The organism is Streptomyces purpurascens (genome assembly GCF_045040895.1).
Taxonomy (GTDB): domain Bacteria; phylum Actinomycetota; class Actinomycetes; order Streptomycetales; family Streptomycetaceae; genus Streptomyces; species Streptomyces purpurascens.
On record NZ_CP108341.1, the window covers coordinates 4216609 to 4237549 of the forward strand.

Below are 20941 nucleotides of genomic sequence, written 5' to 3' on the forward strand. Positions count from 1 at the left end.
CCACCCCCGGGTCAGCGGGAGAATGACGCCATGGCCGATCCCGACACCCTGCGCACCCGCTTCGCCCGCGCCCTGGAAGGAGCCCGGGGCCCGGCCGGCGGCCCCGACCCGGCGCCGTACGCGGACAACCTGCTCACCCGCTGGCAGGAGCCCCAGCGCCGCTACCACACGGTCGAGCACCTGACGGCGGTCCTCGATCACATCGACGTACTGGAGCGGCACGCGCACGACCTGGACGTGGTGCGCCTGGCCGCCTGGTTCCACGACGCGGTCTACCTCCCCGACCGCTCCGAGAACGAGGAACGCTCCGCCCGCCTCGCCGAACGCGCCCTCGCGGAGGCCGGTGTCCCCGCCACCAAGACCGCCGAGGTGGCCCGCCTGGTCCGCCTCACCGTCACCCACGACCCCGCCGACGACGACCCCGACGGCCAGGTCCTGTGCGACGCCGACCTGGCGATCCTCGCCTCGCCCCCGTCGGCGTACGCGGCCTACACCACCGCCGTCCGCGAGGAGTACCACTTCGTGCCGAACGACGCCTTCCGCACGGGCCGTGCCGCGATCCTGCGCCAACTCCTCGCCCTGCCGAAGCTGTTCAGGACCCCGCACGGAGCGAGTGAGTGGGAGGCGACGGCCCGCTACAACCTGCGGTCGGAGCTGGAGCTGCTCGAGGATTCGCCCTCCGGGCCGGCCTCCGAGTTCTAGGGTTGGCCCCACCGCACCACAGGGAGGGGAACACGGATGGACAACGTCACCGAGCCCGAGGTCATCGAGCCGAGCCTGCCGTTCTGGGTCACCGTCACCGAGGAGGGCGACGACGACTCCATGGGCCTGTTCGGCGGCGGCGAACCCGCCCTGCGGTCCGTCCCGCTCGGCCCCCTGCGCAAGAACCTCGCGGAGACCGTCGACGCTCTCCAACAGCTGTTCGAGGACGCCGCGGCCCGGGGCGGCACCCTGCCGCTCGCCGAGGCCCAACTCTCCTTCCAGGTCACCGCGAGCGGCGGCATCCAGCTCCTCGGCACCGGCCAGGTGCAGGGCACCCGCGGACTGACGCTGGTCTTCAAGCGGCCTTCCTAGCGCCTTCTCGGGCTTCCTGAGGGGACGCAACAACCCCTTTGTGAACTAAAGTTGTCGGACGAACGGCCGAGGGTCAGGGGGACGGCATGAGCGGCAGCGCGGCGAACCGGAACACAGGGGCGGCGACGACCGCGGGAGCCGCATCCCTCCGCGCCGCCTGACCCGCCGCGCATGCCCCAGCACAAGGCGCTCCTCATCGGAGCGAGCGAGTACGACGACCCGCGTATCCAGGACCTGCCGTTCGTCCGCGACGACCTCCAGCGGATCCGGGACGTGCTCGTCGAACGCGGCTTCCAGGCAGCGGAGATCGTCGAGAGCAAGCGCGGCATCACACCCAACACGGTCAACGGCCGCATCCGCGGTTTCCTGCGCGACGCCGGCCGGGGCGACACGCTGCTGATCCTGCTCAGCGGGCACGGCCAGCACTTCGAGGGCAAGGACTTCCTGATCCCGGAGGACGCCACCTTCGACGTGGGGGTGTTCGCCGAGAGTTGCATCGAGATCGGCTGGGAGCGGGAGCTTGAGGACTCCCCGGCGGGTCATGTCGTCTTCCTCGTCGACGCCTGCCGCGAGGGCATCGACCGCGACACGATGGCGGCGCTGCCCGGCGTCCAGCCCTGGCCCCGGCGCAAGGTCGCCGACGCGCTGCGCCGCAAGGTGGCGTACGTGCATGCCTGCAAGGCCCCGCAACTGGCCCTGTTCGTCGGCGAGAAGGAGACGGTCCGGCCGGGCTTCGCCCCCGGCACCCAACCGGGCGAGTCCTTCAGCCTCTTCTCCCGCGCCCTCGCGGACACGATCGCGGCGGACCCGCATGCCCTGCGCCTGCACGAGTTCGCGGCGCGGGTGCAGAAACGGGTCGGGGAACTCCACCGCGCCTACGGCAAGACACGGCCCGTGCAGGAGATCACCGTCGTCACGGAGACCGCGGCCACTCCAGGCGGCGAGGATTTCCCGCTGCTGCCCGGCCCTGACCGGCGCACCGAGGCGCACCCGTGGATCCGTTCCGCCGAACAGCACCCGATCTGGCAGCGCACGCCCGACGGTCCCGCCCGCCGACACCTCCAGGAGACCTGCGCCGCCCTGGCGTCCCGGCTGGCCGCGGCGTACGAGAGCGCGGCCCACGCCCTGCGCGACGACCCCTGGCACGACGCCGAACTGGCCCGGCGCACCCACATCAGACTGGACTTCCTCACCAGCCGGCTGGCCGACGACGTCGCTCTGTCCCCGACCGAGGCCGCGTTGGCGGTCCTGATGCCCCTGGTCGAGCAGGCCTTCTGGACCCAGGAGGCCGCACAGCGCGTCGGCGTACTCGGTACGGACCTCTGCGCCACCGGCCCCGACCACACCCGCTTCCGCAAGTTCGGCCAGGGCTTCCCCCGCCTCAAGCGCCGGCTGCGCACCCTGTACGACCAGGCCGCGGCCCGCGGCTCCGTGGAGCGCATCCGCTGGTGGCTTTTCCACCGCTGGCTGATCCAGCAGCCGGAGCTGTACGCGGCGGAGAAGCTCAAGTCCCTCCTCGGCGAGGTGACGGGCGGCTCCGACCAGCCGCCGTGGGTGACCGACGCACTCTCCGCGGACCGTCTGATGCGGCTGCTGAAGGAACACCGGACGGCTCCGTTCTCCGTCCGCCGGGCCACCGGCCGCCCTTCCGGCGCCCTCGACGACCACGACGTCATCGCCGCCACCACCGGCGACGAGCACGAGGTGCGCCCGCCCCTGGTGTCCGCCCTGCTCAAGGCGGCCTACGCGATGGCCGTCGACCCCGTCGACCTGCCCGAGATCGTCGTGGAGCACCTCGGCATCTACGACAGCGTCGACCTCGGCGAACTCATGGTCACCGTGCGCCGCTCCGACTGGCGCCACTCCGGTGTCGGCCGCTCCCTGAACGCGGTGTGCACCCACCCGGCCGTCCAGATCGCCCTGCGGGAACACGCCACCCGCGTCGACACCCTCCTCCGCGAGATCAACCGGGACGACAACCCCGCCCTGGCCCCGCTCGGCGCCCTGCCGCCCTACGCCGACGGCAGCCGGGTCCGCCTCGACGGCAACACCCCCGACCAGCTCTCCGACGGCATCCGCTTCCAGCTCGCCGAGGACCGCGTCCAGGAACTCCTCATGGGCGAACAGCTCTACGGCGACCGTGAACTGGCGGTCCGCGAGCTGTACCAGAACGCGTTGGACGCGCTGCGGTACCGGGACTGCCGCACGCAGTACCTCCAGCGCACCGGCCGCCCCACCTCGTCCTGGGAGGGCCGGATCGAGTTCGTCCAGAGCGTCGGCTCCGACGGCCGCCCCTACCTCGAGTGCCGCGACAACGGCATCGGCATGGGCCTCACCGAACTCGGCAGCGTCTTCTCCCAGGGCGGCACCCGCTTCGTCGACCTGCCCGAGTACATCGAGGAACAGGTCGCCTGGAGCGAACTCCCGGAGCCCAAGCTCCGCCTCTACCCCAACTCCCGTTTCGGCATCGGCGTCCTGAGCTACTTCATGCTGGCCGACGAGATCGTGGTCCGCACCTGCCGCATGGGCCGGGACGGCCGACCCGGGCGGTTGCTGCAGGTGACGATCGCGGGGCCGGGGAATCTGTTCCGGGTCGAGGATCTGGGGGAGGGGACCGAGCCGGGGACGACGGTGCGGCTGTTGCTGTCGCGGCAGGGGAAGCATGTGTCGTGCGTGGATGCGCTGCAGCGGTTGTTGTGGGTGGCGCCTTATCGGACTTCGGCGGTGCACGGGTCTCGGGGGCACGAGTGGGTGCCGGGGGAGTTGTCCGTCACGGCGCTCGCGATCGAGGCGTCCAGGCATACGCCGAGCCTCCGAGAGGCGAGTTACATCTGCCTGGCGTCGGACTCACCGGACCTGTGGTGGATCGACCGTCAGGGCATCGCCCTGTCGGACGGCCTGCTGACGGAATCCGACTCGGCGTTCCACGCGGTGCAGCGGTTCCCCTACGGCGTCGTGGTGAATCTGCACGGTGAGCACGCACCCGTGCTCACCGTGGACCGGAAGAAGGTACGTTCCCTCGACCGCGATCATGTGCGAGCCGTCATCACCACTGCCGCGCCCAGCCTGACGCGTGCCGGCCTCCCCCTTCCGACGGTCGGCTGGCTGACCGAGGCCGGCTCGACCGCCCCGTGGTTCGGCGACCTCGTGGCGGAGCATGCGCGGCGTGCCGATCTGAAGTGGAGGATCAGGGAGGTCTCGGTGCCCTTCCGCGCGGTCGGCTACTTCCTCCCGGACGCCGATCTTCTTCCCATGGTCACTGGCGCCTACCCGCACGGTCCGCGGTCCGACTACGCCCGCTTCTTCTACAACATGCCGCCCGCTGTACTGCGTTGGCGCCTACGAGCGCTGTACCGCGCCGGAGTCGGTGACCGGGTGTCGCCGACGCCGGAGTCGTGCCCGTCCGACGAGTTGTGCGCACGGCCGTCGGACATGTTGCTGCTCACCAGGACTCGGTACAGCCGCTGGGACACGTCGTACCGGGACTGGCGGCGGCAGTCGGTGCGAGGGCACGCCATGGCGGTTCTCGGCGGGCTCTTCGACTGGCGCGACCCCGCCCAGGCGCTCAGCGCCGTCCAGGTCTTCAAGCTGAGCGACAGGTCGGAGCGCCCGCCCGCGGATGTCACCGCCCGGCTCACCGCGCTCGGATACCGGGTCGAGCCCTTGGGGGGCTGCGCCGCCGCCGGCTGTGAAGATCTTCCGCTGCTGCTGCGGATGGGTGCCCCGGCGGACCGGTTGGCTCCAGGTTCCGCGCTCTCCGGGCCGCAGATCTGCTTCAGTGCGGTGCAAGCCGACTGCTCCACCGTGCAAGCCGCAGAACGTCTGCGGGAACTGGGCTACTCCGTGCCGGCGGACCACGCGGTCCGGGAGCGCTGGACCGACGAGGAGAAGAGCATCCTCAGGTCTCTGTGGCTGGCGTACGCCACACCACCGTCGCAGGAAGCCGCTCTGCGCATCTCGCCCGCCCAGTTGGCCTCGGTGGCCAACCACACGGACACGACAGTGCCCCGCGTCATGGAGTTCCTGTCCGAGTTGGGCTTCCACCTGCCCGCGAACGACCCTGGACTGACGGAGGACGACCGGTCGCTCCTTCTGTACAAGGCTCAGCGTCCTTGGGTGGACCAGGAGGTCTCGCTTCTCTACATGACGGCGGTGGCCCGCCATCTGCACAGGCCGGTACGGGCCGTCGCGGCACGGCTGAGCGAACTCGGGTACGCGGTGGCATCCGTCCCCGACGAGGAAGACCAGCTGCCCACAGCACTGCAGACCGCTCTCGTCAACCACAGCGTCCGTCTGAACGCGAACCGTCCCCTCCCCGTGCGGGATGTGGCTCGCAGCGCACAGCAGGTGGGGATCTCCCTGTCCCAGGCCATCGCGAGCTACGCCGCGTGGGGCTTCCGCTGTTCTGTCACCGCCGAGGGCGCCTCCCGTGTCGGGGACGTCGACGGCACGCTGTTCACCTACGGCCCGTTCTACGACCCCGTCGCCTTCGGCCCGGTGTCTCCGGCCGTCGCGCGGGCGGTGGGCGACCGAACCATCACCTCCCTCGCCGACTGCGGCTACGACGTCGTCCCCCCGTCCGAAAGCTGGCACAGAGAACGCCAACTGGAAAAGACCTTGCTCCACGCACTCACAGCCTCGGGCCACTCCACGTGGTCGCCCCGCCCCGACGACCCCCCACTCTCCCTCCTCACCCTGGCCGTCGTAGCCCTCTCCGCCGCCACCACACTCCGCGAAACCGCCCTCAAAGCCACCGAACTCGGCATGCGTCACGAGATCGAGGACTGGTTCCCCGACCCGGAAAACCCGTCGCCCGAACCCCCCACACCCTCATAGCCTGCCCGGCATGTGGACAACGGGCGCGGAACAGGTGGAGCAGGCCGTCGACGAGTGCGTGGGCCTGTTGGGGGAAGTCACCGACCGGGACTGGGAGGGGACACCGGCCGGGCGGGTGACATGGAGCTGTCGGGAGACGGCCGTGCACATCGCCGAGGATCTCATCGCGTACGCGGGGCAGTTGGCGGGGCGGGAGTCCGAGGAGTACACGCCGTTCGAGATGTCGCTGGAGGAGGGGGCCGGCAACGCGGGTGCGGTGCGGGTGATCAGGACGATGGGGGCCCTGTTCGCCGCGGCGATCCGGACGACGCCGCGGCAGGTGCGGGCCTTCCATCCGTATCCGTTCCGCAGCGCGAACCGTGAGGGCTTCGCGGCGATGGGCACGGCCGAGGTGCTGCTGCACACGCACGACATCGCCGAGGGCCTGGGCGTGGCGTACGAGCCGGACTCCGAGCTGTGCGACTTCGTCCTCAGGCGGATCTTTCCGCATGTCCAGCCCGGACCGACCCCTTGGCAGACCCTGCTGTGGGCCACCGGCCGGGGCGAGCTGCCGGGGCGGGCGCCCGTCACCGAGTGGCGGTGGAACAACAACCTGGTGATCGACACCGAACGGCTCACCCTCGAGGGCGTCACCCCGGCGGTGGCCGACGACCTTGCCACGGTCGGTGACGGCGGCTGCTTCGAGTGGCTCGGGGGCGGCCCCGCCGAGGGCACCCGGGTGGGCTGCGGGCTGGTGTTCAAGCAGTACGAGGACGGCGTCCACCGCCCGGAGTGGGGCACGTACGTGCTGGTCCGCCGCGAGGACGACCAGGCGCTCGGCGCCATGGGGTTCCACGCCGTTCCCGACGAGGCGGGCCGGGTGGAGATCGGCTACGACCTCGTCGAGGCGGCCCGCGGGCACGGCTACGCCACCGAGGCGCTGCGCGCGCTGTCGGCGTGGGCCCTGGCCCGGGACGAGGTGCGGATCGTGGTCGCGAACGTCGAGCCGGACAACGCGCCCTCGCGGGGCGTCCTCACCCGCGCCGGCTTCACGGCCGTCGCGGAGGACACCGAGCAGGTGACCTACGAGCTGCGGGAACCCGGCGACCGGTAGAGGCCCTTGGGCCGCCGCAGCCCCGCCCCGTACAGCAGCCGCACCACCTCGCGGCTGCTGACCTCCACGGCACCGGCGTCGACCGCGTCGGTGTACCGCTGGGCGGGGATGTCGTAGTGGTCGCGTTCGAAGGCCCGCCGGGGCACGCCGAGGCGTTCGGCGAAGGTGTGCAGTTCGTCGTACGAGACGTCGCTGATCAGGTGGGACCACATGCGGCCGTGTCCGGGCCAGGCGGGCGGGTCGATGTAGATCGTCACCAGGGCCTCACGAGGACGCCGCCCCGCCGATGGCCTCGCTCAGCGACCCGACCGCCGCGACCTTCACGCCCGCCTCGCCGCACACCCAGTGCGGGTCGGCCCCCAGCACCGGATCCACGTCCAGCGCGTGCGGGTCGCCGGTGCCGCACACCGGGCACAGCGGCCAGCGGCCGTACCGCTCCAGCAGGGCGTCCTGTACGTCCTGCGCGACCAGACCGGCCACGTACGGCGCGCCCTCGGGCCACTGCTCGACCCACCACCGCCGCTGCGTGACGGCCTCCTCGACGAGGGACACGACATCCGCCTCGGCGACGCGTCCCGCGACGAGGTCGGCCAGCACGAGGGCGCGGGCGGCGTGCAGCGTCTGCTCCAAGGGTGTGATGGGCTCCATGCCCCCCATTGTGCGCACTCTTGACCCCGGCACCGAGCCGAAAATATCTTTCAGTGGTGACCCGTAGAGTGAAGGAAATTTTCGCCAGCGATCAGGGCGCCCCGAGCAGCACAGGCGGCACGGGCGGCACCGGTGGCCCGAGTGCCATGGTCGGGACGCTCGGCACCCCGCCCGCCCCCGCCGCCCTCGCGGCCAAGGTCCGCACGCTGGCGCCGTCGATGACGCGTTCCATGCAGCGGGTCGCCGAGGCCGTCGCGGGCGACCCGGCCGGCTGCGCGGCCCTCACGGTCACCGGCCTCGCCGAACTCACCGGCACCAGCGAGGCGACCGTCGTACGCACCGCCCGGCTGCTCGGCTATCCGGGCTACCGGGACCTGCGCCTCGCCCTCGCCGGCCTCGCCGCCCAGCAGCAGTCCGGCCGGGCCCCGGCCATCACGACGGACATCGCGGTCGACGACCCGATCGCCGACGTGGTCGCGAAGCTCGCCTACGACGAACAGCAGACCCTCGCCGACACCGCCGCCGGCCTCGACACCGTCCAGCTGGGCGCCGCCGTCACCGCGCTGGTCGCGGCCCGCCGCACCGATGTGTACGGCGTCGGGGCGTCCGGTCTGGTCGCCCAGGACCTCACGCAGAAGCTGCTGCGCATAGGGCTGATGGCCCACGCCCACAGCGACCCGCACCTGGCCGTGACGAACGCGGTGCAACTGCGGGCCGGTGACGTGGCGATCGCCATCACGCACTCGGGGTCGACCGGGGACGTCATCGAGCCGCTGCGGGTCGCCTTCGAGCGCGGCGCGACGACGGTGGCGATCACGGGCCGCCCGGACGGCCCGGTGACGCAGTACGCCGATCATGTGCTCACCACGTCCACCGCGCGGGAGAGTGAACTGCGTCCGGCGGCGATGTCGTCGCGGACCGGTCAGCTCCTTGTGGTGGACTGCCTGTTCGTAGGGGTGGCGCAGCGGACGTACGAGACGGCGGCGCCGGCGCTCTCGGCGTCGTACGAGGCGCTGGCCCACCGGCACCGTCCCTGAGCGGGCCCCGGCCGGCAGCGAAAGACACGGGAAGACACGGAAAGAGCCGTCATGACCTCCACCTCCGACCCCCGGGACCTCAGAACCGAGTTGGAGTCCCTGACCACCGAGGCCTTCCGGCCGGAGCTCGCGGACATCGACCGGCTGCCCACCCTGGACATCGCACGGCTCATGAACGGCGAGGACGCCACCGTGGCCGGGGCCGTCGCGGCACGGCTGCCCCAGATCGCCGCCGCGATCGACGCCGTGGCGGAGCGGATGGCCCGGGGCGGCCGCCTCGTCTACGCGGGCGCGGGCACGGCGGGCCGGCTGGGCATCCTGGACGCCTCCGAGTGCCCGCCCACGTTCAACACCGACCCCTCCCGGGTCGTCGGCCTGATCGCGGGCGGCCCCGAGGCCATGGTCACCTCGGTCGAGGGCGCGGAGGACTCCCGGGAGCTGGCCCGGGCCGACCTGGAGACCCTGGGCCTGACCCCGGACGACACGGTGGTCGGCGTCTCGGCGTCCGGCCGCACCCCCTACGCCCTCGGCGCGGTCGCGCACGCCCGCACCCGCGGCTCCCTCACCGTCGGCCTCGCCTGCAACCCCGGCAGCCCGCTCGGGGCCGCCGCCGACCACGGCATCGAGATCGTCGTGGGCCCCGAACTGCTCACCGGCTCCACCCGCCTGAAGGCCGGCACGGCACAGAAGCTCGTCCTCAACATGCTCTCGACGATCACGATGATCCGGCTGGGCAAGACCTACGGAAACCTGATGGTCGACGTCCGCGCGTCGAACGACAAACTCCGCGCCCGCTCCCACCGCATCGTCGCCCTCGCCACCGGCGCCGAGGACAAGGAGATCGAACAGGCCCTGACCGCCACCGACGGCGAGGTGAAGAACGCGATCCTCACCCTCCTGGCCGACGTGGACGGCCCTACGGCGGCCCGGCTGCTGGAGGAATCCGACGGGCACTTGCGGGCGGCCCTCGACTCACGCTCCTAGGGCGCGTGTCGACGCGTGATCGATCCCGGCAGTGGGACGGGAGGGCCGCTGAGAACGTTGATCGCGCTCAGTGGCCCTCCGTCGTCCCGTCGCCACCCGTGCGCTACGACCAGGGCAGGACCAGCGCACCCCAGGCGACGACGGGGCCGAGGGCGACGATGCCGCCGGTGTAGCCGATGACCTGGCGATAGAAGCGGCGAGCGTCGACACCACGGGCGTTGGCCAGGACCAGGGCGCCATTGGTGGAGAAGGGGGAGGTGTCGACGATGGTGGTGGACACGGCGAGGGCGGCGATCAGCCCGGCGGCGCTGAGGTGGCTGGAGAGCAACAGCGGCACGGCGATGGGAATGATCGCGGTGAGGATCGCGGTGGACGAGGCGAAGGCCGAGGTGACGGCCACGGTGAAGCACAGGAACAGGGCGACGACGAGCGGCGCACCCAGGTTGGCGGCGTGCTCGGAGATCTCCTCGATCACCCCGGCCTTCTCCAGCATGGCGATGTACGTCATCATGCCCGCGACCAGCAGCAGCGTGGCCCAGCTGATGCCGTCGACGGCCTTCTCCTGCCTCTTCATGTCCACCAGCGCCAGCAGGGCGCCCGCGACCAGGGCCAGGAAGCCGATCTCCAGCTGGAAGCCGAGCGCGCCCACGACGAGGCCGAGCAGACAGGCGAGGGTCAGCCACTGTCGCCAGTCGGGCCTGCCGGACACGGCGGGGTCCTCGTCCTCGTCCGCCGCCTCGTCCTGGTCGAGCAGCGGGACCGGGCGTTTGGCCAGCAGCACGTACGTAAGGAGCGACAGCACCAGGTTGATCACGAAACTGGCCGTGAACAGGGCGACGGGAGAGACGTGCAGCCCGGTCTTGTCGACCATGCCGAGCACCAGCGCACCGGAGACGGCGAGCGGCGAGAACGCGCCGGCGTGGCCGCCACTGATCACCATCATGCCGACCACGAGCGGGTTCAGCTTGTAGCGGTAGGCGAAGTTCATCGCGACCGGCACGAGGATCGCCACGGCGGCGGGGGTGAACGTGCCGAACGCCGTCAGCAGTGCGGCGACCAGGAACAGCACCCAGGGGATGAGCGCGACCTTCCCGCGGACCAGGCGCACTCCCGCCGCGACGAGCAGATCGATGGTGCCGTTGCGGCGGGCGACGGAGAACAGGTAGGTGACTCCCACGATCGTCAGGAACAGCTCCACCGGAAAGCCCTCGAAGATCTCGTCCTCGGTGAGGCCGAGTGAGGCGGTTCCGACCGTGAAGGTCGCGACGAAGGCGAGAATGCCCAGGTTGATCGGGAGCACGGTACCGACCACGAACATCACCAGCAGTGCGCCTATGGAGATCACTTCAGGAGACATCTTTGTCCTTGGTGCGGGGAGGGGACGGGAGGGCGCGCCCCAGGGGCGCGGGGCTGCCCCGGGGCGACGGCTGGGGGACCGTCCGGGGCGATTCATCCCGGTTCAGGCAGCTTTGCGTGCTCCTGATTCCGGTACATAGATACGTGCGTCGGCGAGCAGCCGGGCAGCCCGCTGCACGGTGACGCGATCCGGGACGCCGTCGCGCGGGTCCGAGCAGCGGACGGCCACGACGCCGGCGGGGGTGCCCAGGCGCAGCCACTCACCGGTCGGCCCGCCCGCGGCCCGGGAAACCACGGTGTCCTTCAGCAGGCCCGCCGCCGCGACGGCGACCGCGGAGGTGAGGCCGATCGCCGGATGGGGGGCGTTCATGGTGAGCATGCGTACCGAGACGTCGTAGTCCTCGGCGGCGACCGGCTCGCCCAGCGTGGTGGTGTACGGCACCGGGGGTCCGACCAGGCCCACCTTGGGCACCGCGTCACCGGGCTCCTGGCCCGGGGTGAGCAGTCCCATCAGCGGCGCGGCCGCGTGGCGGACCGCGCGCAGCCAGGGCACGTCGGCACGGACCTGCTCCAGGGACTCGGCCCCGGAGCGGCCGGCGCCGCGGGCGTCCACGAGGACCACGGGGGCACCCGCGTCCACCATGGTCACCTGGTGCGGCTCCGCGGTGCCGAGCCGTAGCTCCTCGGCCGCCCGTCCGGTGGGCAGCAGGGAACCGGTGGTGCTGCCGGCCGGGCTCAGGAAGGTAAGGCCGACCGCCACGCCGCCGGCCCGTGTGCCGGGCACGGTCTGGTCACCGAAGTGATGTACTACACCGCCGGTGGTGTCCACCACCCCTTCCATGACGGCGCCGGTGTTGCTGTTGCGCATCACCACGCGAGTCCGGTCACCGCTGATGGGCACCAGCCCTTTCGCGACGGCGTACAAGGCGATGCCGGTGGCGCAGTTTCCGCAGTTGCTGGTCCACTCGATCGTGCCGGTGCCGATGCCGATCTGCGCGAACAGGTAGTCGACATCCACACCGGGCGCGGGGGAAACGCCGACGACGGCCGCCTTGGAAGTGGTGGGTGTCGCTCCGCCCACCCCGTCCAGTTCCACGGGGTCGGTGGAGCCGTACGCGGCGACCAGCAGCTTCTCCAGCGCACTGCGGTCGGTGGGGACATGGACCTGGCTGAACAACCAGCACTTGCTGGTGCCGCCACGGACCAAGGTCGCGGGAATGTGCACAGCTGAGGCTCTTCCTGGGTCACAAAGCGAAGGGGAAGGCCGGGGCGGACGGTTACGGGTGCGTTGCGCCCCGGTGAACCGCTCCGGCGATTGCGAAGACCTTCGCAGCCGCGAGACTTGGGCACAATGGCAGTTTTCTTCACCTCACTTAAGTGCAGCTAAACTCGCAGGCATGCTCAACGTACGCCGCCTGCTGCTGCTCACCGAGGCCGCCGAGCGCGGCTCGCTCACCGCCGCCGCGGAGGCGTTGGGCATGACCACGTCCGCCGCCTCCCAGCAGATGTCCCAGCTGGAACGGGAGGCCGGACAGCCCCTCATCGAACGGTTGCCGCGCGGCATCCGCACCACCCCCGCGGGTGCCGCCCTGGCCGAGCGCGGTCAGACCATCCGCCGCGAACTGAGGGCCGCGGAAGCCGACTTGGATGCCTTCACCGACCTGGACCAGGGCACGCTCAGGCTCGGATCGTTCCCCACCGCCAGCGCCTCGCTGCTGCCGCTCGCCCTCACCCGGTTCAGTCGCCGCTACCCCGGAGTACGGACCGTCGTACGCGCCGGGGTCCTCGACCAGCTGCGCGAGATGCTGCACACGGGAGAGGTCGAGAAGGCGCTGCTCTGGGACTACGAGTGGAACCGCGTCAACGACGACGCCCTCGCTCTCACCCACCTCCTCGACGACCCCACCGTCCTGGTCGTCCCCGCCGACTCCCCGCTGCGCACCCTGCCCTCGCTACGCCTCAGCGATCTCGCCGACCAGGAGTGGATCACCCGCGCCGACAACCACCCCGTCGCCGATGTCCTGCGCCGCAGCTGCCACCGGGCCGGGTTCGAACCGCGCATCGCCTACGCCTCACACGACTACCAGGAAGCCCAAGCCATGGTCGCGGCCGGCCTCGGCATCGCCCTCGCACCCCGGCTCGCCCTCACCAGCCGCCGCAGCGACGTCCGCCTGCTGCCGTTCGGGTCCGACGTTCCCGCCCCCACCCGCCGCATCCTGCTCGCCCGCGCCGCAGCACGCGAAGCCACACCGCCCGCCCAAGCCATGGCCGGCGTCCTGCGTGCCGTGGCACAGAAGTTCACCGGCGCCGACCTGGACCGTACCCAGCTCGGCGCGGTGCGACGGGGTGGGCAGGGGCGCCTGACGCGGCCCGACCCCGGGGACACCTGATCTACGCCGCCTCGTCGGACACCCCCACCGCCACCCGCTGCCCGTCCCCGAGCCGCTCGTCCTGTTCCGCCGCCGACCTCTCGGCCAGGGCGTTGACCGCCGCATTGAACCGCTCCATGGAGGTGGGGCGGTCCGGGCCGAGGACGTAGTCCTTCAGGACCCGGCGCTCGGATGCCATTGGGTCATGGAGCGGGGCGCGGACCGAGTCGAGGATCTCCGGCAGCCGGGCACAGGACCGGTCCAGCAGATACGCGCCCCCGGCCGTGGTGTAGGCCGCCCGGAAGTCCTCGTCGGGCAGATCGTTCGCGTTGGTCAGGACGTACGGCTTGAGGCTCGCCACGAAGTCCGCGACCACGGACGAGACATCGCTGATGAGGATGTCGGCCTGGTCGAAGCACTCGTAGAGCGTGGGCAGTTGCCCGAGAACGACGTTGTGCCGGGCGGGGCCCCGGCTCTCCCAGAAGATCCGGTGCCACTCGGCACGCAGCGCCTGCCACTCGGCCTCCCCGCCCGCCTCGGGGACCCGCGCCTCGCGCGTCTGCTGGGCGTCGTCACCGGCCAGCCGCCCGGACAGTTCGCCGAGCCGGGCCTGGATCTCCGCGAGCCGCGGCCGGGCGGCGGCGACCGCGGCCTCCGCCCACTCGGCGTCACGCCGCTCGTTGTCGGCGCGCAGCAACGCGCGTACGGCCCGGTCGGCTTCGGCCGCCGCCCGCGAGCGCTTGCCGGTGAGGGGATGCGGCTTGTAGACGACCCGTACGTTCTCCGCGAGGAGCCTCTCCACCAGCGTCACGCCCATCGGGATCAGCGACGTGTGGCAGTCGTCGTCGCTCCAGCCCTCCCAGGTCGGCGCGTACAGCACCGTCGGCAGCGGCCCCGGCACCTGGTCCGCGTGCAGCCGGATCGACGACAGCTGCGGACGGCCCACCTCGACGATCGCCTCGTCACTGATGGCGTGCCGCACCCGCTGGTAGCGGTCCCGCCCGGCCCGCCCGGCCACCCAGATCTCGTCGTACACCTTGCTCACCCGGTTGCTGCTGGCGAGCTTGTCGCTGTCGCCGTGCCCGATGAAGACGTGCTTGGCCTCGGCGACGCGCAGCATGTGCACGTTCTTTCCCGCGTTGCCGGGATACAGCACGACCCGGAGCTCGGGCAGCTCCAGCTGCGCCACATCGTCCGCCTTCGGCACGCACACCACCGGAATCCGCGTACGGCCCAGATAGCGGAACGAGGCCCGCTCCCGCAGGATGATCAACGGCCGCCGGTCGAGCTGCTCCAGCGTCTCGATCCACATGTTGACCTGGTACATGAAGTCCCGGGACACGGACGCGAAGCTGAAGTACAGCGCCACCTCGGGCCGGTACCCGGCCAGCTGCCGGTTCACCTCGCCGATCACCTCGTCCCCGGACGGCATCCGGCGGGCCCGGCGCAGCTGCCCCAGCAGCGCCACCACGGCCGCCGCGGACAGCCCGGCCGTGAGCACGAAGCCGACGCCCGCGGGGGCCCATGTCCCGACCGCCAGTGCGACGAGCAGCCCCGCGTGCGCGGGCACGTCGAGATGCAGCAGCTTGCGCAGGAAACGCCGGTAGAGGAAGGCGGGCGGGGACTGCGGAACGCCCGCCCCGCTCATGTCGAGGTTGCGCACCACCACCGGGAGCGTGCGCCGCCGCCGGATGGCGTGATGCACGGCCGTGTACAGGATCACCAGGGTGAAGTGGGCGCTGAGCACGGCCAGCGCGGCCACCAGCACCGCGGCCGGAGCGTTCATCCGGTCGGCGAGGGCGAGCAGCATCACCGTGCGCACGGCGAACCGCATCGTGCGGGTCAGCTGCAACGCGGCCAGCCGCCGCACGAAGGCGGGCGAGCGCGTGTGCAGCACCTCGTCCACGGCGTAACTCACCGCCGAGGCGACCGCGAAGCCCCACAACGAGGGCATCAGCGCGAACACGGGCAGCGCGGCGAAACCGGCGGCGAACAGCAGCACGAGAAAAAGGTCGGTCTTCCCGCGCACGCGCAGGACACCGCACCACCAACGGAACGTCATGAAGAGGCTTCCTCTGGGGAAAGGACGTGTCTTGTGGGGTGGCGTGCGGTGGGGCGTACGCCGCTGTATGCGCGATACGCCAGTTCGACGGCGATGCCGGGTGAATGGTTGTACACCTGCCGGCCACCATTACTTCACCGTGACTTCGGCTCCCGGTTGACCTGCCGCACGCGAGCCCGCAGCGTCTCTTTCACGGGCAACGACCGCAGTACGTCGGTCAGATGCTCGGCCGTCCGTACGTTGCACCGCCCCAGATCGACCAGGGCGAACGGCTCGTCGCTCGCGCCGGTCACCGGGTCGACGCCCAGCGACGGCAGCACGACGCCGACTCCGGCGAGGGCGTCCCGCAGCGATTGCACGATCTCTTCGGTCGAGCGCACCTTTCCTACCTCCACGCTGAGTTGGTGATTCACCACACAGCGTGGCCGACACGCCCCTAACCTGGCCAGATACGGCGACCCAACAACCCGATGTGTACGACAGGGAGTTGCCCATGCCCGGATCCAGGGACCTCGACCCGTCCTCCTCCCCTCGGGCCCTCCTGGGCGCCGAACTCCGCCACGCCCGCGAGTAGGCCGGCCTGAGCCAGGAGGAACTGGGGCAGCGGCTGTTCGTGAGCGGGTCGTTCATCGGACAGTTGGAGGCGGGTACGCGCAGGATGCAGCGGGAGTATGCGCGGTTGCTGGACGAGGCGCTGGGGACGGAGGACTTCTTCCAGCGGAACTGCGGGGCGGCGGCGAAGTCGAAGTATCCGGAGCACTTCGCGGAGGCGGCGGAGGCGGAGGCCGTGGCTACGGAGATCCGGCAGTTCGCGCCACTCCTCATCCCCGGGATCCTGCAAACTCCCGCGTATGCACGAGCCGTGTTCCGCGCGTACCGACCCACCGCGCCGGAGGCGGTGATCGAGGAGTTGGTGACGGCCCGGATTGACAGGGCCCGCCTGCTCGACGATCCAACAAGCCCCTTGTTGTGGATGGTGATTGACGAGGCCGCACTGCGCAGGCAGACCGGCGGCCTGGAAGTCATGGCAGAGGCGCTGCACCACGTCGCCGCCCTCATCCGCCGGAACCGGATCGTCGTACAGGTTCTGCCGTTCGACGCGGGCGCCCATGCGTCGATGGAGGGCTCCATGAAGCTGATGGACTTCGAGGACGCCCCTCCGTTGCTCTACTTCGAGGGGGTCGGCACCGGGCGGCTGGAAGACGACCCGGCAACGGTCCGCTATCAGCGGCGCACCTTCCAGTTCCTCACCGCGTGCGCCCTCTCCCCGGAAAGGTCCCTGGCTCTCATCGAGGACATCGCGCAGGATTGCGGCCATGAGGAGCATCCCTGAGCACGACCTGGACGGCGCGACCTGGCACAAGTCCAGTTACAGCGGCGGCAGCGGTGGCGACTGCCTGGAAATAACCGACGGCCACCCCACCCTCATCCCCGTCCGCGACTCCAAGACCCCCCACGGCCCGAAGCTCGTGTTCCGGGCCACGGCCTGGGCGGCGTTCGTCGCGAACCTCAAGGACGAAACGGCCTGAGCTTCGGGATCCGAGCTTCGAGCCCTCTTTTCAAGGAACGGGCGGAGGGCCTCAACCCACCCTCCCACCCGGCGAGTTGACGCGACGCGTCCGGCTTGCCACGGACAGTCACGTACCTCTAACGTTCCTGGACAAGCAACAGCCCCCGCCCGGTGCGCCAACACCTTGCGGGGGCTTAACCATCGAGATCGAAAGACGCTGTCGATCCCATGGCTGAAGCCAACTTTAGTGCTGCCTCCCCGTCCGCGCACCCCATGGCGAACCCGGGCTACGGCAAACGCACCACCCCCGACCAACACCCCCGTACGAACGACGACTTCGCACACCTCCCACCCCGCGAAGCCGCCATCGCCGCCTACCTGGACCGGCTCCCCGACGGCGCCGACATCTCGGTAAAGACGCTGGCCAAGCACCTCCCGTACGGACAGTGCGCCCTCGGCACGGCCCTCAACCGCATCCAGCAGGCAGGCCACCTGCGCCGAGGCCGGGAGTGCGTGACGGCCGACGACGGCAGCTCCCGCTGGATCACCCGATCGTGGTTCACCCGCACCGCCCGGGACGACGACTGGTGGGCCGCCTTCACCCACGGCGACGCACCACGGCCACAGGCAGCGCGCCCTACCCGCTCCCGCGCCCACATCCTGCTCGCCGCCCTCGGCCGCACAGCCTCCGTCCTGTCCCTCTCCGAGAGGGACTGCGCGACGCTCGCCCCACTCGTGGCGGACTGGTTCGCGCGAGGGGCGTCGGAGGGCGACGTACTGCGGGAGCTGACATCCGGCCTGCCGACTCCCGTCCACCACGCCGCGGCCCTGGTCCGCAGCCGCCTGACCAGCAAACTCCCACCCCCACCCGCCCCGCGCCCGCCCCTACGGGTCCTGGAGTGCGCGAACTGCGGCGCCCCGGGGCGTCCGGAAACCCTGCCAGGGGGCCGTTGCAGCGCCTGCCGGGGCGAACACGCCCCCGCACAACCCCCTGCACCCCTTTCCGCCCCCACGGTCCAGGCCCACGCGGCCGGTATCCGCGCCCTCGATGTCCCAACGACGACAAGAGAAGGCATACGCATGACGGCTCCTACGGTGCGACGTCACTCCCCCAGGGCACGATGGAAGGGAGGAGGCACCATGACCCCTGGTACCGCTGACCGCCCGCTGATGCCCATCGAGGACTTCGAGGGTCTTGCCGACGCGGCCCCGGACCACGTGCGGCTCGAGTACGTCGACGGGCGCGTCCGCACGAAGGACCCGCTCAGCGTCGAGGACTTCGAAGAGCTGGAACGCCGGGCCCCGGAGACCGTGCGGCTTGAGTACATCAACGGAAAACTAGAGGTCAAGGCCATGCCAGACGGCAACCACAGCGAGATTCACATGTGGCTGCTCGAGCAGTGCCTGCACCATCGGCCCGACCTGCGGCTCCATCACGAGCGTGGAGTCCGGACCGAGGCCTACCGCAAAGGCCGTGCCCGGGCCGACGGGGCTCTCGTACGACGGGGGCACTTCAAAGGGCACGGCGAGTGGTCCGCCGCCAACGGCGTCCTCATGGTCGTCGAGATCACCTCCCACGACCGTGACACCAACCAGCGGGACCGCATCGACAAGCCCGTCGGATACGCGGCAGTGGACATCCCCGTCTACCTGCTCATCGACCGCGACCACAACACGGTCGTCGTGTACAGCGAGCCCGAGGACGGCCGGTACCAGCAAAAAACGTCGCACTCCTGGGGCACCCCGGTCGAGCTGCCCGAGCCTCTCGGCTTCACGCTGGACACCGAAGAACTCAAGGACTACGCCGACTGAGGACAATGGGCGTATGAACCACGCCCAGCTGACCGCCCTAGGCCGTGCCCTCCGAGTCCTCGGCGAGCATGGCGAGGCCCTCACCTCCGACACCCCGGACGCCAAGCTGCACGAGGTCAAGGCCGACCTGAAGCGCGCGCTGGACCTGCTGGACGAGAGCGTCACGGGCGCCGCGCCCAGCACGCGCTGCCCCGAGCATCCGAACGGCCCCGTCGACAAGAACGCCCCCGACCTGTGCCTGCTGTGCGAGACCCGGCGCAGGACGGCCCGCCGGAACGAGTTCAACGGGCCCGCGCCGCAGCAGCCGCAGACCGACCCCGTCCAGTCCCGCTACGGCGTGAGCGGCGACCGCCCCCAGCCCCAGCAGCGCTGGCTGCCGGAGCTGTGGACCGGCCAGACGTGGCAGCTGTGCGGCACCCCGCGACGGGACCGCCGCGAGGCCGAGCTGTTCATCGCCGCCCAGCGCAAGGCTCCCCGGGCGGCCATGGCGTACCGGCTGGTGCACGAGTTCACCGACTACGAGGTGCTGCGGGTGTGGGGCACGCCGGTCAAGGTCGACATCGAGCCGATGGGCAACCTGTAGTTCACAGCAGGGGCAGGGCGGGGAAGCCGTAGCCCTCCCACAGGCGCCGCGACGTCTCCTCCGGGTAGGCGCCGACCACCGGCTCCGCGTCCAGCACCTGCACCAGCCGCCGCTCGTCGTCGTACGCCGGCCAGCCCGGGCGCCCCGACCGCGCGAAGGCCGTCCAGGACGAGCGGAAACGGGACGACAGCGCCACGGCCTCCTCGGACGGCTCCGCGCCCGCGAACAGCAGGGCCCCGAGATCCGCCCCGAACGTGCCGAACAACAGCGGAATGTCCAGGCCGTGACAGGCGCCGAGCGCACCGCCATTGCCCGGGGCCGCCCAGGTCAGTTCATAGACGTGCGCACTGCCACCGCCCGCCCGCTGCGCCTCGGCCAGGTGCAGGGAGGGCATGTTGAACAGCCAGTCCGTCTGGACGCGTTCGTAGAGCTCACTCGGTGAGGCGTCGGGGAAGGCCGCGCGGTAGGCCTGCTCCCCGTCCGGGCCCGGGGCGAACAGGCGCAGGGCCGAGGTCGCCTGCTCGTCGGTGATCTGGCCCAGTCGGCCCGACATGGCGATGAAGAGGCGGAACTCGTCGCGGTTGTGGCCGACGAGCAGGTCGACGTCCTTCGCCGAACCGGCCGCCAGCGCCTGCCAGGGCGTGGTCGGCAGGACCTCGCCGTCGACCACCGGGGAGAAGGGCGTGACCGTGGGCGCCGCCTGGCCCCAGCGGTCGACGTACTGGAGCATCTTGGCGCTCAGCGTCTCGCCCGCCGACGTCAGCCGGTGCGGAGCGATCGTAGAGAGGTCGGCGACCGTGGGGCGCAGCCCCAGCTCGGCGGCCAGGGCGAGACCGATGTCACGGGCCAGCGCGTCGGAGAAGAACGTCCCCGGCACGCTCTGCGCGATCGCCCGCCGGAAGAGACCCGCTGCGCGCGGCATGGAGAGCAGCGAGGCGACCGAGCCCGCACCCGCCGACTCTCCGAAGACCGTGACCTGGTCCGGGTCGCCACCGAACGCCTCGATGTTGTCCCGCACCCACTCCAGCGCGGCGACCTGGTCGAGCAGACCGCGGTTGGCGGGCGCGCCCTCGATGGACGCGAAACCCTCCATGCCCAGGCGGTAGTTGAGGGAGACGACCACGAGGTCACCCTCGGTCGCGATGTGCCGGGCGTCGTAGCCGGGGCTGCCGGTGTGGCCGAGCTTGTAGGCACCGCCGTAGATCCACACCATCACCGGGCGGCGGGCCGCCGGGTCGGGTTCCGGGGTCCAGACGTTGACCGTGAGCCAGTCGTCGCCCTCGGGTACGTCGAGCAGGCCCGGGCCGCCCAGGCTGCCGACGTCCTGCGGGGGCGGCGGGCCGAAGGCGTGGGCGTCGCGTATGCCGTCCCAGGCGTGGGCGGGGCGCGGTGCCTGGAAGCGGGCCTCGCCCACCGGGGGCGCGGCGAAGGGGATGCCGCGGAAGACGGCGAGTCCCTCCTCCGTTCGGCCGCGTACCGCACCGGCGGTCGTACGGACCACCGGTGCGGGCTCATCCGAAGGGCCACCCTCCGCCGGGCGGGACTCGGTCGTCGTCATCTGGATCTCCTCACGAAAT

General features: G+C 71.2%; 18 protein-coding genes. 11 read left to right on the forward strand and 7 right to left on the reverse strand.

The features are described from left to right. Nucleotides 1-30: 30 nt before the first annotated feature. The 4 genes from OHU35_RS19085 to OHU35_RS19100 all read left to right on the forward strand — a co-directional run bounded on the left by OHU35_RS19085 (nt 31) and on the right by OHU35_RS19100 (nt 7003). Nucleotides 31-702 (forward strand): hypothetical protein, encoded by a 672-nt coding sequence (locus OHU35_RS19085; RefSeq protein WP_189729259.1) that lies wholly within the window; start codon nt 31-33, stop codon nt 700-702. A 36-nt stretch (nt 703-738) separates the two neighbouring features. After that, nucleotides 739-1074, forward strand: a complete 336-nt coding sequence (locus OHU35_RS19090) for a hypothetical protein (protein ID WP_189729260.1) — start codon at nt 739-741, stop codon at nt 1072-1074. A 171-nt stretch (nt 1075-1245) separates the two neighbouring features. Next, on the forward strand, nt 1246-5910 hold the full coding sequence (locus OHU35_RS19095) for a caspase family protein (protein WP_405506117.1): 4665 nt from the start codon (nt 1246-1248) through the stop codon (nt 5908-5910). Nucleotides 5911-5944: 34 nt separating this feature from the next. Then, the gene (locus tag OHU35_RS19100) at nt 5945-7003 is read left to right on the forward strand and encodes a GNAT family N-acetyltransferase (RefSeq protein WP_405509275.1); all 1059 of its coding nucleotides are present in this window, start codon (nt 5945-5947) and stop codon (nt 7001-7003) included. Here OHU35_RS19100 and OHU35_RS19105 read toward each other — a convergent pair. Together OHU35_RS19105 and OHU35_RS19110 are read right to left on the reverse strand one after the other, a co-directional pair. Continuing rightward, nucleotides 6973-7260 carry a DUF4031 domain-containing protein gene (locus OHU35_RS19105; RefSeq protein ID WP_189729262.1) on the reverse strand — a complete coding sequence of 96 codons (288 nt, stop codon included), beginning with the start codon at nt 7258-7260 and terminating at the stop codon, nt 6973-6975. The two genes, OHU35_RS19100 and OHU35_RS19105, sit on opposite strands and share 31 nt — an antisense overlap. 7 nt (nt 7261-7267) lie before the next feature. Next, nucleotides 7268-7651, reverse strand: coding sequence for a hypothetical protein (locus tag OHU35_RS19110; protein ID WP_189729263.1), 384 nt, complete (start codon nt 7649-7651; stop codon nt 7268-7270). 56 nt (nt 7652-7707) lie between these two features. Here OHU35_RS19110 and OHU35_RS19115 point away from each other — a divergent pair, with 56 nt between their 5' ends. Then, the gene (locus OHU35_RS19115) at nt 7708-8688 is read left to right on the forward strand and encodes a MurR/RpiR family transcriptional regulator (protein ID WP_372498802.1); all 981 of its coding nucleotides are present in this window, start codon (nt 7708-7710) and stop codon (nt 8686-8688) included. 51 nt (nt 8689-8739) lie between these two features. Further along, entirely contained in the window at nt 8740-9672 is a 933-nt protein-coding gene (gene murQ / locus OHU35_RS19120; protein WP_189729265.1) for an N-acetylmuramic acid 6-phosphate etherase, read from the forward strand. 103 nt (nt 9673-9775) lie between these two features. On the opposite strand, the gene OHU35_RS19125 is transcribed toward murQ, so the two are convergent. Beyond that, nucleotides 9776-11029, reverse strand: coding sequence for an SLC13 family permease (locus OHU35_RS19125; protein WP_405506120.1), 1254 nt, complete (start codon nt 11027-11029; stop codon nt 9776-9778). 102 nt (nt 11030-11131) lie between these two features. Further along, complete coding sequence (locus tag OHU35_RS19130; RefSeq protein ID WP_405506121.1) at nt 11132-12253, reverse strand: PrpF domain-containing protein; 1122 nt, start codon at nt 12251-12253, stop codon at nt 11132-11134. A 172-nt stretch (nt 12254-12425) separates the two neighbouring features. Between OHU35_RS19130 and OHU35_RS19135 the strand changes: the two genes are divergently transcribed. Continuing rightward, nucleotides 12426-13418 (forward strand): LysR family transcriptional regulator, encoded by a 993-nt coding sequence (locus OHU35_RS19135; RefSeq protein ID WP_189729269.1) that lies wholly within the window; start codon nt 12426-12428, stop codon nt 13416-13418. A gap of 1 nt (nt 13419) precedes the next feature. Here OHU35_RS19135 and OHU35_RS19140 read toward each other — a convergent pair whose 3' ends face one another. Together OHU35_RS19140 and OHU35_RS19145 are read right to left on the reverse strand one after the other, a co-directional pair. Then, a complete protein-coding gene (locus OHU35_RS19140; RefSeq protein WP_189729271.1) occupies nt 13420-15459 on the reverse strand; it encodes a hypothetical protein in 2040 nt (679 codons plus the stop codon). Between the two features lie 134 nt (nt 15460-15593). Continuing rightward, nucleotides 15594-15839: a hypothetical protein gene (locus OHU35_RS19145; protein WP_359893349.1), complete on the reverse strand. Its 246-nt coding sequence runs from the start codon at nt 15837-15839 to the stop codon at nt 15594-15596. Between the two features lie 200 nt (nt 15840-16039). Between OHU35_RS19145 and OHU35_RS19150 the strand changes: the two genes are divergently transcribed. The 4 genes from OHU35_RS19150 (at nt 16040) to OHU35_RS19165 (ending at nt 19364) form a co-directional block, all read left to right on the forward strand. After that, the gene (locus OHU35_RS19150; RefSeq protein WP_405509277.1) at nt 16040-16792 is read left to right on the forward strand and encodes a helix-turn-helix transcriptional regulator; all 753 of its coding nucleotides are present in this window, start codon (nt 16040-16042) and stop codon (nt 16790-16792) included. Continuing rightward, nucleotides 16776-16988 carry a DUF397 domain-containing protein gene (locus OHU35_RS19155; protein WP_405506123.1) on the forward strand — a complete coding sequence of 71 codons (213 nt, stop codon included), beginning with the start codon at nt 16776-16778 and terminating at the stop codon, nt 16986-16988. The genes OHU35_RS19150 and OHU35_RS19155 overlap by 17 nt, the downstream gene beginning before the upstream one ends. Nucleotides 16989-17242: 254 nt before the next feature. Next, entirely contained in the window at nt 17243-18781 is a 1539-nt protein-coding gene (locus tag OHU35_RS19160) for a Uma2 family endonuclease (protein ID WP_405506124.1), read from the forward strand. 13 nt (nt 18782-18794) lie between these two features. Then, nucleotides 18795-19364, forward strand: coding sequence for a hypothetical protein (locus tag OHU35_RS19165; RefSeq protein ID WP_405506125.1), 570 nt, complete (start codon nt 18795-18797; stop codon nt 19362-19364). Nucleotide 19365: 1 nt separating this feature from the next. On the opposite strand, the gene OHU35_RS19170 is transcribed toward OHU35_RS19165, so the two are convergent. Beyond that, nucleotides 19366-20922, reverse strand: a complete 1557-nt coding sequence (locus OHU35_RS19170) for a carboxylesterase/lipase family protein (RefSeq protein WP_405506127.1) — start codon at nt 20920-20922, stop codon at nt 19366-19368. Nucleotides 20923-20941: the final 19 nt, after the last annotated feature.

Coding starts and splice junctions, on each gene's coding strand:
- OHU35_RS19085 (WP_189729259.1), top strand. CDS start 31: ATGGCCGATCCCGACACCCTGCGCACCCGCTTCGCCCGCGCCCTGGAA.
- OHU35_RS19090 (WP_189729260.1), top strand. CDS start 739: ATGGACAACGTCACCGAGCCCGAGGTCATCGAGCCGAGCCTGCCGTTC.
- OHU35_RS19095 (WP_405506117.1), top strand. CDS start 1,246: ATGCCCCAGCACAAGGCGCTCCTCATCGGAGCGAGCGAGTACGACGAC.
- OHU35_RS19110 (WP_189729263.1), bottom strand. CDS start 7,651: ATGGAGCCCATCACACCCTTGGAGCAGACGCTGCACGCCGCCCGCGCC.
- murQ (WP_189729265.1), top strand. CDS start 8,740: ATGACCTCCACCTCCGACCCCCGGGACCTCAGAACCGAGTTGGAGTCC.
- OHU35_RS19125 (WP_405506120.1), bottom strand. CDS start 11,029: ATGTCTCCTGAAGTGATCTCCATAGGCGCACTGCTGGTGATGTTCGTG.
- OHU35_RS19135 (WP_189729269.1), top strand. CDS start 12,426: ATGCTCAACGTACGCCGCCTGCTGCTGCTCACCGAGGCCGCCGAGCGC.
- OHU35_RS19140 (WP_189729271.1), bottom strand. CDS start 15,459: ATGACGTTCCGTTGGTGGTGCGGTGTCCTGCGCGTGCGCGGGAAGACC.
- OHU35_RS19155 (WP_405506123.1), top strand. CDS start 16,776: ATGAGGAGCATCCCTGAGCACGACCTGGACGGCGCGACCTGGCACAAG.
- OHU35_RS19160 (WP_405506124.1), top strand. CDS start 17,243: ATGGCGAACCCGGGCTACGGCAAACGCACCACCCCCGACCAACACCCC.
- OHU35_RS19165 (WP_405506125.1), top strand. CDS start 18,795: ATGAACCACGCCCAGCTGACCGCCCTAGGCCGTGCCCTCCGAGTCCTC.
- OHU35_RS19170 (WP_405506127.1), bottom strand. CDS start 20,922: ATGACGACGACCGAGTCCCGCCCGGCGGAGGGTGGCCCTTCGGATGAG.